At 74.0% G+C, this 13,406-nt stretch carries 14 protein-coding genes; 10 read left to right on the top strand and 4 right to left on the bottom strand.

Features of this window, described 5'->3' with window-relative positions:
* Positions 1-20: 20 nt before the first annotated feature.
* Positions 21-185 carry a hypothetical protein gene (locus NP048_RS03480; protein WP_227578096.1) on the top strand — a complete coding sequence of 55 codons (165 nt, stop codon included), beginning with the start codon at positions 21-23 and terminating at the stop codon, positions 183-185.
* Between the two features lie 84 nt (positions 186-269).
* The gene (locus NP048_RS03485; protein WP_227578097.1) at positions 270-611 is read left to right on the top strand and encodes a histone-like nucleoid-structuring protein Lsr2; all 342 of its coding nucleotides are present in this window, start codon (positions 270-272) and stop codon (positions 609-611) included.
* Between the two features lie 312 nt (positions 612-923).
* Here NP048_RS03485 and xylB read toward each other — a convergent pair whose 3' ends face one another.
* Positions 924-2,363 (bottom strand): xylulokinase, encoded by a 1,440-nt coding sequence (gene xylB, locus NP048_RS03490; protein WP_227578098.1) that lies wholly within the window; start codon positions 2,361-2,363, stop codon positions 924-926.
* A gap of 149 nt (positions 2,364-2,512) precedes the next feature.
* Positions 2,513-3,703 carry a xylose isomerase gene (gene xylA, locus NP048_RS03495; RefSeq protein WP_227578099.1) on the bottom strand — a complete coding sequence of 397 codons (1,191 nt, stop codon included), beginning with the start codon at positions 3,701-3,703 and terminating at the stop codon, positions 2,513-2,515.
* A 99-nt stretch (positions 3,704-3,802) separates the two neighbouring features.
* On the opposite strand from xylA, the gene NP048_RS03500 reads away from it, so the two are divergent.
* Together NP048_RS03500 and NP048_RS03505 are read left to right on the top strand one after the other, a co-directional pair.
* Entirely contained in the window at positions 3,803-5,119 is a 1,317-nt protein-coding gene (locus NP048_RS03500; protein ID WP_227578100.1) for an ROK family protein, read from the top strand.
* Between the two features lie 125 nt (positions 5,120-5,244).
* Positions 5,245-6,327 carry a lactonase family protein gene (locus NP048_RS03505; protein WP_227578101.1) on the top strand — a complete coding sequence of 361 codons (1,083 nt, stop codon included), beginning with the start codon at positions 5,245-5,247 and terminating at the stop codon, positions 6,325-6,327.
* 89 nt (positions 6,328-6,416) lie between these two features.
* Here NP048_RS03505 and NP048_RS03510 read toward each other — a convergent pair whose 3' ends face one another.
* Positions 6,417-6,989 (bottom strand): TetR/AcrR family transcriptional regulator, encoded by a 573-nt coding sequence (locus NP048_RS03510; RefSeq protein ID WP_227578102.1) that lies wholly within the window; start codon positions 6,987-6,989, stop codon positions 6,417-6,419.
* Between the two features lie 51 nt (positions 6,990-7,040).
* Here NP048_RS03510 and NP048_RS03515 point away from each other — a divergent pair, with 51 nt between their 5' ends.
* From NP048_RS03515 to NP048_RS03530, 4 genes are all read left to right on the top strand, one after another.
* On the top strand, positions 7,041-7,547 hold the full coding sequence (locus tag NP048_RS03515; protein ID WP_227578103.1) for a DUF2867 domain-containing protein: 507 nt from the start codon (positions 7,041-7,043) through the stop codon (positions 7,545-7,547).
* Between the two features lie 60 nt (positions 7,548-7,607).
* Positions 7,608-8,129, top strand: coding sequence for a pyridoxamine 5'-phosphate oxidase family protein (locus NP048_RS03520; RefSeq protein ID WP_227578104.1), 522 nt, complete (start codon positions 7,608-7,610; stop codon positions 8,127-8,129).
* A gap of 82 nt (positions 8,130-8,211) precedes the next feature.
* Positions 8,212-9,546, top strand: coding sequence for a glycosyltransferase (locus tag NP048_RS03525; protein ID WP_227578105.1), 1,335 nt, complete (start codon positions 8,212-8,214; stop codon positions 9,544-9,546).
* Between the two features lie 255 nt (positions 9,547-9,801).
* A complete protein-coding gene (locus tag NP048_RS03530; protein ID WP_227578106.1) occupies positions 9,802-10,542 on the top strand; it encodes a phosphoglyceromutase in 741 nt (246 codons plus the stop codon).
* 99 nt (positions 10,543-10,641) lie between these two features.
* Here the strand turns inward: NP048_RS03530 and phoU are convergent, their stop codons facing one another.
* A complete protein-coding gene (gene phoU / locus NP048_RS03535; protein ID WP_227578107.1) occupies positions 10,642-11,316 on the bottom strand; it encodes a phosphate signaling complex protein PhoU in 675 nt (224 codons plus the stop codon).
* Between the two features lie 147 nt (positions 11,317-11,463).
* Here phoU and NP048_RS03540 point away from each other — a divergent pair, with 147 nt between their 5' ends.
* Positions 11,464-12,684 (top strand): sensor histidine kinase, encoded by a 1,221-nt coding sequence (locus NP048_RS03540; RefSeq protein ID WP_372456837.1) that lies wholly within the window; start codon positions 11,464-11,466, stop codon positions 12,682-12,684.
* Positions 12,681-13,385 (top strand): response regulator transcription factor, encoded by a 705-nt coding sequence (locus NP048_RS03545; RefSeq protein WP_227578109.1) that lies wholly within the window; start codon positions 12,681-12,683, stop codon positions 13,383-13,385. Before NP048_RS03540 ends, NP048_RS03545 begins: the two co-directional genes overlap by 4 nt.
* Positions 13,386-13,406: the final 21 nt, after the last annotated feature.

Below are 13,406 nucleotides of genomic sequence, written 5' to 3' on the forward strand. Positions count from 1 at the left end.
GTGTCATTGATGGAGGATTCGTGAACGGTTGGGGCGCAGTTCTGGCGGCGTTGCTGCCGTCCGTCGGCGTGGGGCTCATCTTCTGGTTCGGCATGCGGGCGATCATCAACGCCGACCGGTCGGAACGGCAGGCGCTCGCGCGCATGGACGCGGAGCAGGCTCGGGCGGACGTCACGGAACCCTGAGAATTCTTCGCTCCGTTTGACGCGAACAAACACGCGGTGCGACAGTGTGCGTGTCAGCAATTTCCCCATGCCCGGGAGCATTCCATGGCACAGAAGGTGCAGGTCCTGCTCGTCGACGACATCGACGGCGGGTCCGCGGACGAGACCGTGACGTTCGGGCTCGACGGCGTGACGTACGAGATCGACCTCACGGCGGACAACGCAGCCAAGCTGCGTGACGCCCTCGCGCAGTGGGTCGGCAGCGCACGCAAGGTGAGCGGCCGGTCCTCCGGTCGCTCGGCACGCTCCACGTCCTCGTCGCCGCGCTCCGCGCGCTCGAACGAGGCGCAGGAGATCCGCGAGTGGGCCAAGGCCAACGGGTTCCAGGTCTCCGAGCGGGGTCGCATCTCGGCGGAGGTCAAGAAGGCGTACGACGACGCTCACTGAGCGACACGTCATACGTCACGCCGGACAGGCGTGACGCACACGAAAGGGTCGGCACCACGGTGCCGACCCTTTCGTCGTCCCACCCCCGCCCGTGAGAGAGCAATCCAGTCGCGCTCGGGGCGGGGGTTCGGCTGGATCGCGCTCGCACGACCCGGCGTCGTGACTGGATTGCTCTGTCACCACCTGGGGTGGGTACTGGATTGCTCTCTCACGACCCTGGGGTGCTGCCCCTGGTGGTGAGAGTGCGATCCAGTCTCAGGCCGGGGTGGGCTGAATCGCCCTCTCGTGGTGAGAGGGCGATCCAGTCCCGTGTCAGGCCGGGCGGTCGACCGTGAGGTCGCGGGCCGCCGCGTACTGCTCGCGCACGACGGGCGTCGGCTCGCCGGTCATGACCTCGGCGCCCGTGGACGCCGACCACGCCGGGGGCGTGTCCGCACCCGAGAGCACCCAGGCCGCCTGGCGCGCGGCGCCGTCGGCGACGTACTCGCCGGGCGTCGGCACCTGCACGTCGACCCCCATGATCGACGGGATGATCTGGCGCACGGCCTGCGACTGGGCGCCACCACCGATGAGGAACACGCGCTCGACGGGCACGCCCACGGCGCGCATCGCGTCGATGCCGTCGGCGAGCGAGCACAGCATGCCCTCGACCGCGGCGCGCGCGACGTGCGCAGGCGTCGTGTTGGCCAGGCGCATGCCGTGCAGGGCACCGGTGGAGTGCGGCTTGTTGGGGGTGCGCTCGCCCTCGAGGTAGGGGATGTGCACGAGCCCGTCGGCACCTGCGGGGGCCGACAGCGCGAGCTGCGAGAGCCCCGGGTGGTCGACGCCGAGCATCCGGCAGGCCGCGTCCAGCACGCGTGACGCGTTGAGCGTGACCGCGAGCGGCAGGTAGGAGCCGGTCGCGTCGGCGAAGCCGGTGACGAGGCCGGTGCCGTCCGCGATCGGCGAGGACGCGATGGCCGAGACCACGCCCGAGGTGCCGAGCGACACCGCGACGTCACCCGGCAGCAGGCCGAGCGCCAGGGCCGCAGCGGCGTTGTCGCCGGCGCCCGGGCCCAGGACCGGCTTCTTCGCGAACGCGGGCGCGACGGGGCCGGCCTCGTTGGCCGCGAGCACGCGCGGCAGGCGCGGCACGCTCCCGAGCGCGCGCTCGAGCAGGTCGGTGCGGTAGTCCTCGCTGAACGGCGACCAGTACCCGGTGCCCGACGCGTCGGACCGGTCGGTCACGAGCCCGTCGAACCCGACCTCGGCCATGCCGCCGGCGAGCTTCCACGTCAGCCAGTCGTGGGGGAGTGCGACTGCGGCGACACGTGCGGCGTTCTCCGGCTCGTTGTCGCGCAGCCACCGCAGCTTGGTCACGGTGAGCGAGGCGACGGGCACGGACCCGATCGCGTCGGCCCACGCCTGCGCGCCGGCTGCGGCGTCACCGTCACCGAGCTCGGAGATCAGGTCGCGCGCGGCCTGGGCAGAGCGCGTGTCGTTCCACAGCAGCGCCTCGCGGATGACCTCGCCGTCCGCGTCGAGCACGACCATGCCGTGCTGCTGCCCGCCGACGCTGATCGCCTCGACGTCGTCGAGACCGCCCGCGTCCGCGATGGCCGTCTGCAGCGCGTCCCACCAGTGGTGCGGGTGCACCTCGGTGCCCTCCGGGTGCTTCGCGCGGCCCTGCCGGACCAGCGCACCGGTCTGCGCGTCCCGCACGACCACCTTGCACGACTGCGTGGACGAGTCCACACCTGCCACGAGCGTCATCGCATGTGCTCCCTTGCGCCAGATGCCCGGGTCTGCCGGGCGTGGGGTGTCCGAGGGGTGGCGTCCTGCGGCCCGCTCGGACGTCGGGTGCCGGGGACGGACGACGCCCGGGGAGCGCGAGGCTCCCCGGGCGTCGGGTGGTGCGTCGATCAGCCGCGCGCGCCCATGGCGTGCTCGACCGCGAGCTGGTTGAGGCGGACGAAGCCGTAGCCGCGCTTGGCGACACCCTCGACGTCGAAGTCCTCGAACGCGGAGCGGTCCGCGAGGAAGTCCTCGAGCGACTCGCCCTCGTTCAGCGTGGGCTTGGCGAGCTCGAAGACGCCGGCGGCCTCCATGGCCTCCTGGACCTCGGGGTCGGCGCGGAACGCCTGCGCCCGCTCCTTGAGGAGGATGTAGGTCGACATGTTGGCGGCGGCCGAGGCCCACACGCCGTCGAAGTCCTCGGTGCGCGAGGGCTTGTAGTCGAAGTGCACCGGGCCGGTGTACTTGGGGCCGCCGCTGGGGAAGCCGTTCTCGACGAGGTCGACCGTCGCGAACGCGGAGAACAGGTCGCCGTGGCCGAAGACCAGGTCCTGGTCGTACTTGATGCCGCGCTGGCCGTTGAGGTCGATGTGGAACAGCTTGTCCGCCCACAGCGCCTGCGCGAGACCGGTCGTGTAGTTCAGGCCGGCCATCTGCTCGTGGCCCGTCTCCGGGTTGAGGCCGACGATGTCGCCGTGCTCGAGCTTGGCGATGAGGCCGAGCGCGTGCCCGATCGTCGGGAGCAGGATGTCGCCGCGGGGCTCGTTGGGCTTGGGCTCGATCGCGATGCGCAGGCCGTAGCCCTTCTCCTTGATGTACGCCGCGACGGTGTCGATGCCGTCGGCGTACGCCTGGTGCGCGGCGTACAGGTCCTTGGCGGAGTCGTACTCGGCGCCCTCGCGGCCGCCCCACATGACGAACGTGTCGGCGTCGAGCGAGGCCGCCAGGTCGACGTTGCGCAGGATCTTGCGCAGCGCGTAGCGGCGCACGCGACGGTCGTTCGACGTGAACGCGCCGTCCTTGAAGATGGGGTGCGTGAACGTGTTGGTCGTGACCATCTCGACCGTGATGCCGGTCTCGGCCAGCGCGCCGCGGAAGCGGTCGAGGATCTTCTCGCGCTCGGCGTCCGAGGAGCCGAACGGGACGACGTCGTCGTCGTGGAAGGTCACGTGCGAGGCGCCGAGCTCGGCGAGCTTGTGCACGGACTCGACCGGGTCGAGCCACGGGCGGGTGGCGGCACCGAACGGGTCCTGAGCGTTCCATCCGACGGTCCAGAGACCGAAGGAGAACCTGTCTTCAGGGGTGGGCTTGCGAACCATGGAGGCCTCCGCGTCGAGGGGGACCGGGCGCGCGTCAGTCGAGCGACCGGGTTTTGTTCTCGGGATGAATTTATCCCCGGGAGTCGGTAGGGTCAAGCCATGCCGAGCACGGACGACGGATCGAGCGCTGCCGCGCAGGCCGTCGTGTTCGCGGCGCCCCGGGGTACCACCACTCTCGCCGACAACCCGCGGACACGCGAGGGTCGGGCTGCCGAACGCGTGCCCGACCGCGGACGCGCGGCACGGCAGGCGCAGATGCGCGCCCACAACCTGTCCGTGACGCTCGCGCAGGTCGTCGACGCCCAGTCGCCACCCTCCCGGGCGCAGATCGCCGCGTCGACGGGACTCGCGCGCGGCACGGTCACCGGGTTGGTCGACCTGCTCATCGAGTCCGGCATGGTCCGCGAGCTGGACCCGGTCGTCGTCGCGCGCGCCGGGCGGCCCGCCGTGCCGCTGGAGCCCACGCCCGGTCGTGTCGCCGGCGTCGGCATGGAGGTCAACGTCGACTACCTCGGGCTGCGGGCCGTCGACCTCGCGGGGGGTGTGCTCGTCGAGACGGTCGAGCGTGCGGACCTGCGCGGCAGCGAGCCCGACGCCGTGCTCGACCGGCTCGCGAACCTCGCCGCACCGGTCCTGGCGTCGCTCGCAGCCGACGGTGTGCGCGTCGCCGGCACCGCGCTCGCGGTGCCCGGCCTCGTCGACCGCATCACCGGGCCGTTGCGCTACGCGCCGAACCTCGGGTGGCGCGACGTCGACGTCGTCGGCCGGCTCGCGGCGCACCCCGTCCTGGCGGACCTGCCACCGCGCGTCGCCAACGAGGCGAACCTCGCCGCGCGCGCCGAGGCCCATGCGCGCCGCGGACGGGTCGCACCCTCGTTCCTGTACGTGTCGGGCGAGGTGGGCGTGGGTGGCGCGCTCGTGCTCGACGGCGAGATCTTCCTCGGTCGCCACGGCTGGAGCGGCGAGATCGGGCACGTCGTCGTCGACGGCGGCCCGGACGGCACACGCCCCGTGTCGCTCGAGCAGCGCGCGGGCCAGGACGCCATCGCCCAGGCGGCCGGGCTGGCACCCGGTGCGCCGTTCGCGGACGTCGTCGCGGCCCTGGCTGCCGGTGACCCCCGCGCTCGGGACGCCGTGCGGGGTGCGGCACGGTGGCTCGGGCTGGCCGTCGCGACCGTCGCCAACGTGGTGGACGTCAGCGAGGTCGTGCTCGGCGGGACGTTCGGGCTCGTCTTCGACGAGGTGCAGGACGTCGTCCGCGAGGCGCTGGCCGACCGTGTGATCTTCGCCGACTGGTCCGCCCCGAGCGTCCGCCGCTCGGCCGCAGGGGACTACCCGGCGATGACGGGCGGCGCGCTCGCGGTCCTGCGCACGGTCGTCTCCGACCCGACCCCCTGGTTCGCGGCCACCTCCTGACGTCCCGTCGCCGAGACCGCACTTCGGCGGCTTCTGCGAGGCCATGAGCCGCCGAAGTACGTGTTCGGCGGGTCGGGGTAGGGGTGGTCGGGACGGGGTGGGGGGTCGTTGCGTAGTGTCCTGGCGTGAGCGCTGCGACAGACCTGTGGATCGGCACCTTTCCGCACGCCGGCATCGGCACCGCGGCCGGGCTGGGCGAGGGGGTGTGGCGCGTCGGCCTCGACGAGACGACCGGCGCCCTGGGCGAGCCGCGGCTGGTCGTCGAGACCCCGGCGCCGACGTTCGTCGCGACGCACCCGGGCGGCCGGTGGTTGTACGCCGTGGGGGAGAGCGACCCCGGGTCGGTGACGGCCTTCGAGGTCGACGACGACGGCGGCCTGACCGCGCACGCCACCGTCACGTCCGGCGGCGTGGCGCCCTGCCACCTGCTCGTCGTCGACGACACGCTCTACGTCGCCAACTACGTCGACGGCGTCCTGGGCGTCGTGCCCCTGACGACCGACGGCGCGTTCGCCCCCGACGTCGTCGCCTCCGGCAGGCCGGCGCAGACCTTCGGCCACGCCGGCACCGGCCCGGACACCGATCGCCAGGAAGGGCCGCACGCCCACTTCGTCGCGCTGACGCCCGACGGCCGGCACGTCCTCGTCGCGGACCTCGGCACCGACGAGCTGCGGCGTTACGCGCGCGGCGTCGACGGCCTGCTCACGCCCGACGGCGTCGCCGCGACGCTCGCACCCGGCACCGGCCCGCGGCACGTCGCCTTCGCGGCCGACGGCGCGAACCTGTACGTCGTCGGGGAGCTCGACGCGAGCGTCCACGTGCTGCTCTGGGACGCGGCGTCGGCCACCGGCACGGTGCTGCAGCGCGTCCCCGCGGTGCCCGAGGGCCAGCCCGCCGACGGCGTGCGACGCTCGCCCTCGCACGTCCTGCTCGACGGCGACCGGCTCCTCCTGGGGGTGCGGGCGCTGGGTCTGCGGGGTCCGGACGTCCTCAGCGTGTTCGACGTGCACGCCGACGGCTCCCTCGGCGCTCCGCGGACGCAGCCCCTGAGCGGTCCGACGCCGCGCCACCTCGCGGTCGTGCACGGCTGGACGGTCGTCGCGCTGCAGGACGCCCACGCGCTCGTCGTGCACGACCCGCACGGCGCGCAGGTGTCGCGGGTGGAGCTGCCCTCACCGGCGTGCGTGGTCCAGGTGGCTCCGCGCTGACGCCCGCGGGCGTCAACCGGGCGATCCCCGACTCGTCGGCGGCGACGGGCGCCTCGCCGTCGGGGCCTGCGCGGCCGGCGGTCGTACGCTCAGGTCGGACGCGGCGGAGCGAGCGCCATCTCGAGCGCGGCAGCGACGAGCGACCGGCGGTGCTGCGAGGCAGGCAGGGCGTCGGCGAGCTGGTCGGTGCCGACGGCCGCCGCCAGCGAGATCACGGCGCGAGGCTGCGCGACGTCCGCGGGGACGCCCGCCTCGACGAGCAGTGCCGCGACGTGCTCGATGCGGCGCGCCGTCACCCGGCGTACCGCCTCCTGGACGCCCTCGCCCGCGGCCTCGAGGTAGAGCCGCCGCTCGCCCTCCCGGCGGGCGGCACGTGCGGCGACCTCGGTGAACAGCGCCGCGAGGCGGTCGACCGGGTCTCCGTCGGCGGCGGTGCGGGCGATGACCTCCTCGGTCTGCTCGGCCTCCCAGCGCTCGACCACCGCGTCGACCAGCGAGCTGCGGTCGTCGAAGTGCCAGTAGAACGAGCCCTTCGTGACGCCGAGCGCGCGTGCGACGGCCTCGACGCGCACGCCTGCGAGGCCGTCCCTGCGGAAGGCCTCCGAGGCCGCGTCGACCCACTGGTCGCGCGTCACACGCGGGGGACGGGGTGACCGGGGCACGTCCGTACGCTACCGTACGGATGTCCATACGCCACCGTACGGAGGTCCGTCATGACACCACCCGCCGGCACCGCCCCGCCTGCCCGGCCACCCGCACCCGGTGCGTCACCCGCCTTCGTGTCGCTCGCGCTGCGGGACCTGCCACGCCCCGACTACTGCGACGCCCTCGTCGTGCCGTTGCCGCCCGGTGCGGCCACCGACCCGGTGGCGTGGGCGCGAGCCGTCTTCGACGTGCGGCGGGGCCCGCGCTGGGTGCTCGCGCTGCTCGCCGTGCGCCAGGTCGCGGTCCGGGCGCTCGGCGTGCCACCCGCGCCCCGCGACACGTTCGTGGTGCGTGAGGTGCAGGGCGAGGAGGCGCTGCTCGCGTTCGACGACCGCCACCTGGACTTCCGGGTCGGCGTGGGCGTCGACGCGCAGCGCCGCCTGCTGCGCGTCGTCACGGCCGTCCGGCTGCACGGCTGGCGCGGTCGCGCCTACTTCGCCCCCGTCCGGCTCGCGCACCCCGTCGTGACGCGGGCGCTCGTGCGCGCGGCCGTGCGCCGGTCGGTGACCCGGTGAGGCCGGGGTAGCGTCACGCCCGACGGTCACCGGGCCGTCCGCACCCGTGGAGGAGTCCCGATGCCGCAGCCCGAGACGGACCGGCCGGCGGCAGGCCGCCCTTCGCTGACGACCGAGCAGGTGTGGCGCGCGCTGGCCCGCCAGCCGTTCATGGTCGTCGCGATGGTCAACAGGCACGGGCAGGGCCGCAGCGTCGGCGTCACCCCCGCCGTGCACGGCGACGACCTGTGGTTCGCCGCGTCGCAGAGGGACTGGAAGGTGACCCACCTGCGGCACCAGCCGGAGGTCTCCGTCACGGTCCCGGTCCGCCGTGGCGGGCTGCTCGCGCTGGTCGCGCCGATCCCGCCCGCGACCGTCACCTTCCCCGCGACCGCTCAGGTGCTGCCGGTCGGCGACGCCCCGGACGACGTGCGCCGGCGCCTGCTGCGCGGGCTGACCGAGCCGGACGCCGAGCGCGGGGACGTCGTGATGGTGCGGCTCACGCCCCACGGCGACTTCGTGACCTACGGCCTCGGCGTCCCGCTGCGCGTCATGGCGGACACCGAGCGTGCGCGGGGTCGCGTCCCCGTCGCCCGGGCCTGAGCCGGCCGCGGACGGCACGCGCCGCCGACCGGCGCCCCGGTGCGGTGGCGCGCACGGCACCGTGCCGGGCGACAATGGTCCGGTGACCACCGACCGAGCGCCGCGCGTCGCCATGCTCTCGGTGCACACCTCCCCGCTCGACCAGCCCGGGACGGGCGATGCCGGGGGCATGAACGTGTACGTCCTGGAGCTCGCGCACGCGCTCGCGGCCCGCGGCGCCCGCGTCGAGGTGTTCACGCGCGCGACGCGGTCCGACTCCCCGGAGACGGTCGTGCTCGACGGCACCGACGCGCAGGGTCGCGCGCTCACCGCCGACGACGCGCGCGAGGTCCTGCTCGCCCACGACGTGCCGCCCGGCGTCACACCCCCCGTGCTCGTGCACCACGTGCCGGCGGGCCCCTTCGAGGCGCTCGACAAGAACGACCTGCCGGGCGTGCTGTGCGGCATGGCCGCCGGTGTCCTGCGGTCCGAGGCCGCGCGCCGCCCCGGGTGGTACGACGTCGTGCACTCGCACTACTGGCTGTCGGGTCAGGTCGGGGCGATCGCAGCGCAGCGGTGGGAGGTGCCGCTCGTGCACACGGCCCACACCCTCGCCAAGGTGAAGAACGCGAGCCTGGGCCCGGGGGACACCGCCGAGCCGAGCGTGCGCGTCGTGGGTGAGGAGCAGGTCGTCGCCGACGCCGACGCGCTGGTCGCCTCGACCCCGGTCGAGGCGCGCGAGCTGGTCGAGCTGTACGGGGCCGACCCCGCGCGGGTCCACGTCGTCGAGCCCGGGGTGGACCTCGACCGGTTCCGTCCCGGCCCTCCGGGAGCGCGCGACGAGGCCCGTCGTCGGCTCGGGCTGCCGACCGACCGGCCCGTGGTGCTGTTCGCCGGCCGCGTCCAGCCGCTCAAGGCGCCGGACGTGCTGGTCCGCGCGATCGGCGCGCTGCGCGCGAGCGGCCGCCCGGTCCCGCTGCTCGTCGTGCTCGGTGGCCCGTCCGGGCGGTTGACCGCGGTGCGCGAGCTGCGTGCCCTGGCGGTCACCCTCGGCGTCGACGACGACGTCGTGGTCCGGCCGCCCGCGCCGCGCGACGAGCTCGTCGCCTGGTACCGCGCGGCCGACCTCGTGGCGATGCCGTCGCGCTCGGAGTCCTTCGGGCTCGTCGCCGTCGAGGCGCAGGCCAGCGGCACGCCCGTGATCGCGGCGGACGTCGGTGGCCTGCGGACGGTCGTCGACGACGACGTCTCCGGCCGCCTGGTGCCGGGCCACGACCCGCGGGACTGGGCCGACGTGATCGCCGACGCCCTCGCGGACGACGAGCGCCGCGCCCGCTGGGCCGTCGGCGCCCGCAAGGTGGCCGAGCGCTACGCGTGGCCCACGGCCGCCGACCAGGTCCTCAAGGTCTACGAGATCGCGGCCGAGCCCACCCGCTGACCCCGACCCCCACCGTGGTCGTGAGAGTGCAATCCAGTCCCCCACCGGGGCGTGAGAGTGCAATCCAGTCGCGGCAGACACACGCCGCGCCGGCGCCAGGGTGACTGGATTGCACTGTCACCACCTGGGGAGGGTGCTGGATTGCACTGTCACCACCTGGGGTGGGTGCTGGATTGCACTCTCACGAACTTGGGGGTGGGGACCGGGGGACGGACGTCCCTGCGGGTCTCCCGGGGCTGCGGCAGGATGAGGGGCATGACCTACACCCTCGTGCTGCTCCGCCACGGCGAGAGCGAGTGGAACGCCAAGAACCTGTTCACCGGCTGGGTGGACGTGCCCCTGTCCGAGAAGGGCGTCGAGGAGGCCAAGCGTGGCGGCACGCTGCTGACCGACGCGGGCGTGCTGCCGGACGTCGTGCACACGTCGCTGCTGCGCCGCGCGATCACGACCGCCAACCTCGCGCTCGACGTCGCGGACCGTCACTGGATCCCCGTGAAGCGGTCGTGGCGTCTCAACGAGCGCCACTACGGCGCCCTGCAGGGCAAGAACAAGAAGGAGACCCTCGAGGAGTACGGCGAGGAGCAGTTCATGCTCTGGCGCCGTTCGTACGACGTCCCGCCGCCGGAGATCGAGCTGGGCTCCGAGTACTCGCAGGACGCCGACCCCCGCTACGCGGGCGAGCCGATCCCGCGCACCGAGGCGCTCGCGCAGGTCCTCGAGCGGGCGCTGCCGTACTGGGAAGCCGAGATCGTGCCGGACCTCAAGGCCGGCAAGACCGTCCTCGTCGCCGCGCACGGCAACTCGATCCGCTCGATCGTCAAGTACCTCGACGACATCGACGAGCAGACCATCGCCGGCATCAACATCCCCACGGGCATCCCGCTGCTCTACGAGCTGGACGAGGAGACCCTGAGGCCGGTCAAGGCCGGTGGCACCTACCTCGACCCGGAGGCGGCCAGGGCCGCGATCGCCGCGGTCGCCAACCAGGGTCGCTGACCCGCTCCACCGCGCATAACGACGAGAGGCGCCCGCTCCCTCCCCGGGACGGGCGCCTCTCGCGTGCACGGGACCACGACGGGCCCCGCGATCGGGGTGTCAGCGCACGCGCATGGCGGCCGGGTCGAGCGCGTCGGCCACGTCACCCGTCACCAGGTAGACCATGCGCCGCGCGACGGACACGCCGTGGTCGCCGAACCGCTCGTAGTACCGCCCGAGCAGCGTGACGTCGACCGTCTCCTGCGCCGAGCGGTCCCACGGGCCGGACAGCATCGAGGCGAACGTGCTCGCGTGCAGCTCGTCGAGCAGGTCGTCGTCCTGCTCGATCGACCCCGCGAGGGCCATGTCCCGGGTGCCGAGCAGGGTGGTCACGCGCCGGGCGACCCGCACGGCGGCGTCCTGCATCTGCGTGAACGTGGCCTCCATGCCCGTCGGCACGGCGACGACGGGGTAGCGGGCGCGCGCGACCTGCGCGACGTGCCGGGCGAGGTCTCCCATGCGCTCGAGAGACGCGCTCATGCGCAGCGCCGAGACGACGACCCGCAGGTCCGTCGCGACGGGCTGCTGCTGCGCGAGCAGGCGCACGCACCGGTCGTCGAGGTCGCGCTCGAGGGCGTCGATCGCGAGGTCGTCGGCGATGACGGACTCCGCGAGCTGGAGGTCGGCCGTCAGCAGCGCGGTGCCGGCGTTGCTGATGGCCTGCTCGACGCGGCCGCTCATGGCGACCAGGTCCTGGCCGAGCTGGGTGAGCTCGGCCTCGAAGATGTCCCGCATGTGCTCCCTCTCGTCGGTGTCGCGGCCGCCACGGTCGCACGCGTCGGTGAACGACTGCCCCCTGGCAGGTGAACACGTGGCGGCCGTTGGGCGTCCGGGCCCGACGACGGCTCAAGGCGCCCGGACGCGCGGCCTACTGTGGATGCCGTGGACTGGATCCTGGAGGCGGCGCCCCTGGTCGCAGGGCTGATCGGCGTGCTCGTCGGCGCCGTCGCGGTCGGTGCGTTCCGCTGGAGCGAGCGGGAGCAGCGCACGGTGCCGCCGCGGGCGGAGCCGGAGCTCGAGGACGGCCTGGTGCGCACGCTGGCGGTGCTGCGCTCGGCCGCGGTCGTCCTCGACGCGCAGGACCGCGTGGTGCGTGCCAGCCCGCCCGCGTACGCGCTCGGCGTCGTCCGCGACGGGCAGCTGGTGCACGCCTCGATGCGTGACATGGTCGTCGACGTCCGACGCGACGGCGTGATCCGCGACGAGGAGCTCGACGTGCCCCGGGGCCCCGTGGGCCCGTCGCGGCTGCTCCTGCAGGTGCGCGTCGCCCAGGTGACGCCGGACCACCTCCTGCTGCTCGCCGAGGACCTCACGCACGCACGACGGCTCGAGGCCGTCCGCCGCGACTTCGTCGTCAACGTGTCGCACGAGCTCAAGACCCCCGTGGGCGCGTTGTCACTGCTGGCGGAGACGGTCCAGGACGCGGCCGACGACCCGGAGGCCGTGCGGCGGTTCAGCGGGCGGATGCGTGCCGAGGCGTCCCGGCTCTCGGCGCTCGTCCACGAGATCATCGAGCTCTCCCGCCTGCAGGTCGCGGGCGCCCTGGACGACGCCGAGGAGGTCGTCGTCGACGACGTGGTCGCCGAGGCCGTCGACCGGGCGCGCACGGCCGCCGACGCCAAGGCGGTGCGCCTGGTGTCCGGCGGCGACCGTGGCATCGTCGTCATCGGGGACCGGAACCTGCTGGTCACCGCCGTGCGCAACCTGCTCGACAACGCGGTCGCGTACTCGCCCGACGGGACGCGGGTCAGCGTCGCCGTGCGGCGCCGGGGCGACCTGGTGGAGGTCGCCGTCGTCGACGAGGGCGTCGGCATCGCCGAGGCGGAGCAGGAGCGCGTCTTCGAGCGGTTCTACCGCGTGGACCCGGCGCGGTCGCGCGACACCGGCGGGACGGGCCTGGGCCTGTCGATCGTCAAGCACGTGGCGGGCGACCACGGCGGCGACGTGTCCGTGTGGTCGCAGCCGGGCCGCGGGTCCACGTTCACGCTGCGCCTGCCCGTCGCCGCGCCCGCCGCCGCCGACACCACCGGCACCCCCGCAGCCGCGGCCACGTCCACGCCCCGGCCCGGCCCCGCCACGACCCCCTCGAGGAGTACCACGTGACCCGCATCCTTCTCGTCGAGGACGAGGAGTCCTACCGCGACCCGCTGTCCTACCAGCTCGGCCGCGAGGGCTACGACGTCGTGACCGCGGCGACCGGGCCCGAGGCGCTGGAGCAGTTCGCCGAGCACGGCGCGGACCTCGTCCTGCTCGACCTCATGCTGCCGGGCCTGCCCGGCACGGAGGTGTGCCGGCGCCTGCGCCTGGAGTCCGACGTCCCGGTGATCATGCTGACCGCCAAGGACGACGAGATCGACAAGGTCGTGGGGCTCGAGCTCGGTGCGGACGACTACGTGACCAAGCCGTACTCGTCGCGCGAGCTCCTGGCGCGGATCCGGGCGGTCCTGCGCCGCCGCGACACCGGCGCCCGCGCCGTGGGCGACGACGAGGACACGGTCCTGGAGGTCGACGGCGTCCGCATGGACGTCGACCGGCACACGGTGCACGTGCACGGCGAGCTGGTGCCGTTCCCGCTCAAGGAGTTCGAGCTGCTGGAGATGCTGCTGCGCAACCCGGACCGGGTGCTGACGCGCGGGCAGCTCATCGACCGCGTGTGGGGCTCCGACTACGTGGGGGACACCAAGACCCTGGACGTCCACGTCAAGCGCGTCCGCGCGAAGATCGAGAAGGACCCGTCCGCGCCGATGCTGCTGACGACGGTGCGGGGGCTCGGGTACAAGCTGTCCGGCGTCTCGCCGCAGTAGCGCGCGAGACGGTCGACGAGC

Origin of the sequence: Cellulomonas xiejunii (assembly GCF_024508315.1) — a bacterium.
Lineage (GTDB): Bacteria > Actinomycetota > Actinomycetes > Actinomycetales > Cellulomonadaceae > Cellulomonas > Cellulomonas xiejunii.

Excerpts from the sequence above, each read along its gene's own strand:
- NP048_RS03485 (WP_227578097.1), top strand. The coding sequence starts at position 270 with ATGGCACAGAAGGTGCAGGTCCTGCTCGTCGACGACATCGACGGCGGG.
- xylB (WP_227578098.1), bottom strand. The coding sequence starts at position 2,363 with ATGACGCTCGTGGCAGGTGTGGACTCGTCCACGCAGTCGTGCAAGGTG.
- xylA (WP_227578099.1), bottom strand. The coding sequence starts at position 3,703 with ATGGTTCGCAAGCCCACCCCTGAAGACAGGTTCTCCTTCGGTCTCTGG.
- NP048_RS03500 (WP_227578100.1), top strand. The coding sequence starts at position 3,803 with ATGCCGAGCACGGACGACGGATCGAGCGCTGCCGCGCAGGCCGTCGTG.
- NP048_RS03515 (WP_227578103.1), top strand. The coding sequence starts at position 7,041 with ATGACACCACCCGCCGGCACCGCCCCGCCTGCCCGGCCACCCGCACCC.
- NP048_RS03520 (WP_227578104.1), top strand. The coding sequence starts at position 7,608 with ATGCCGCAGCCCGAGACGGACCGGCCGGCGGCAGGCCGCCCTTCGCTG.
- NP048_RS03530 (WP_227578106.1), top strand. The coding sequence starts at position 9,802 with ATGACCTACACCCTCGTGCTGCTCCGCCACGGCGAGAGCGAGTGGAAC.
- phoU (WP_227578107.1), bottom strand. The coding sequence starts at position 11,316 with ATGCGGGACATCTTCGAGGCCGAGCTCACCCAGCTCGGCCAGGACCTG.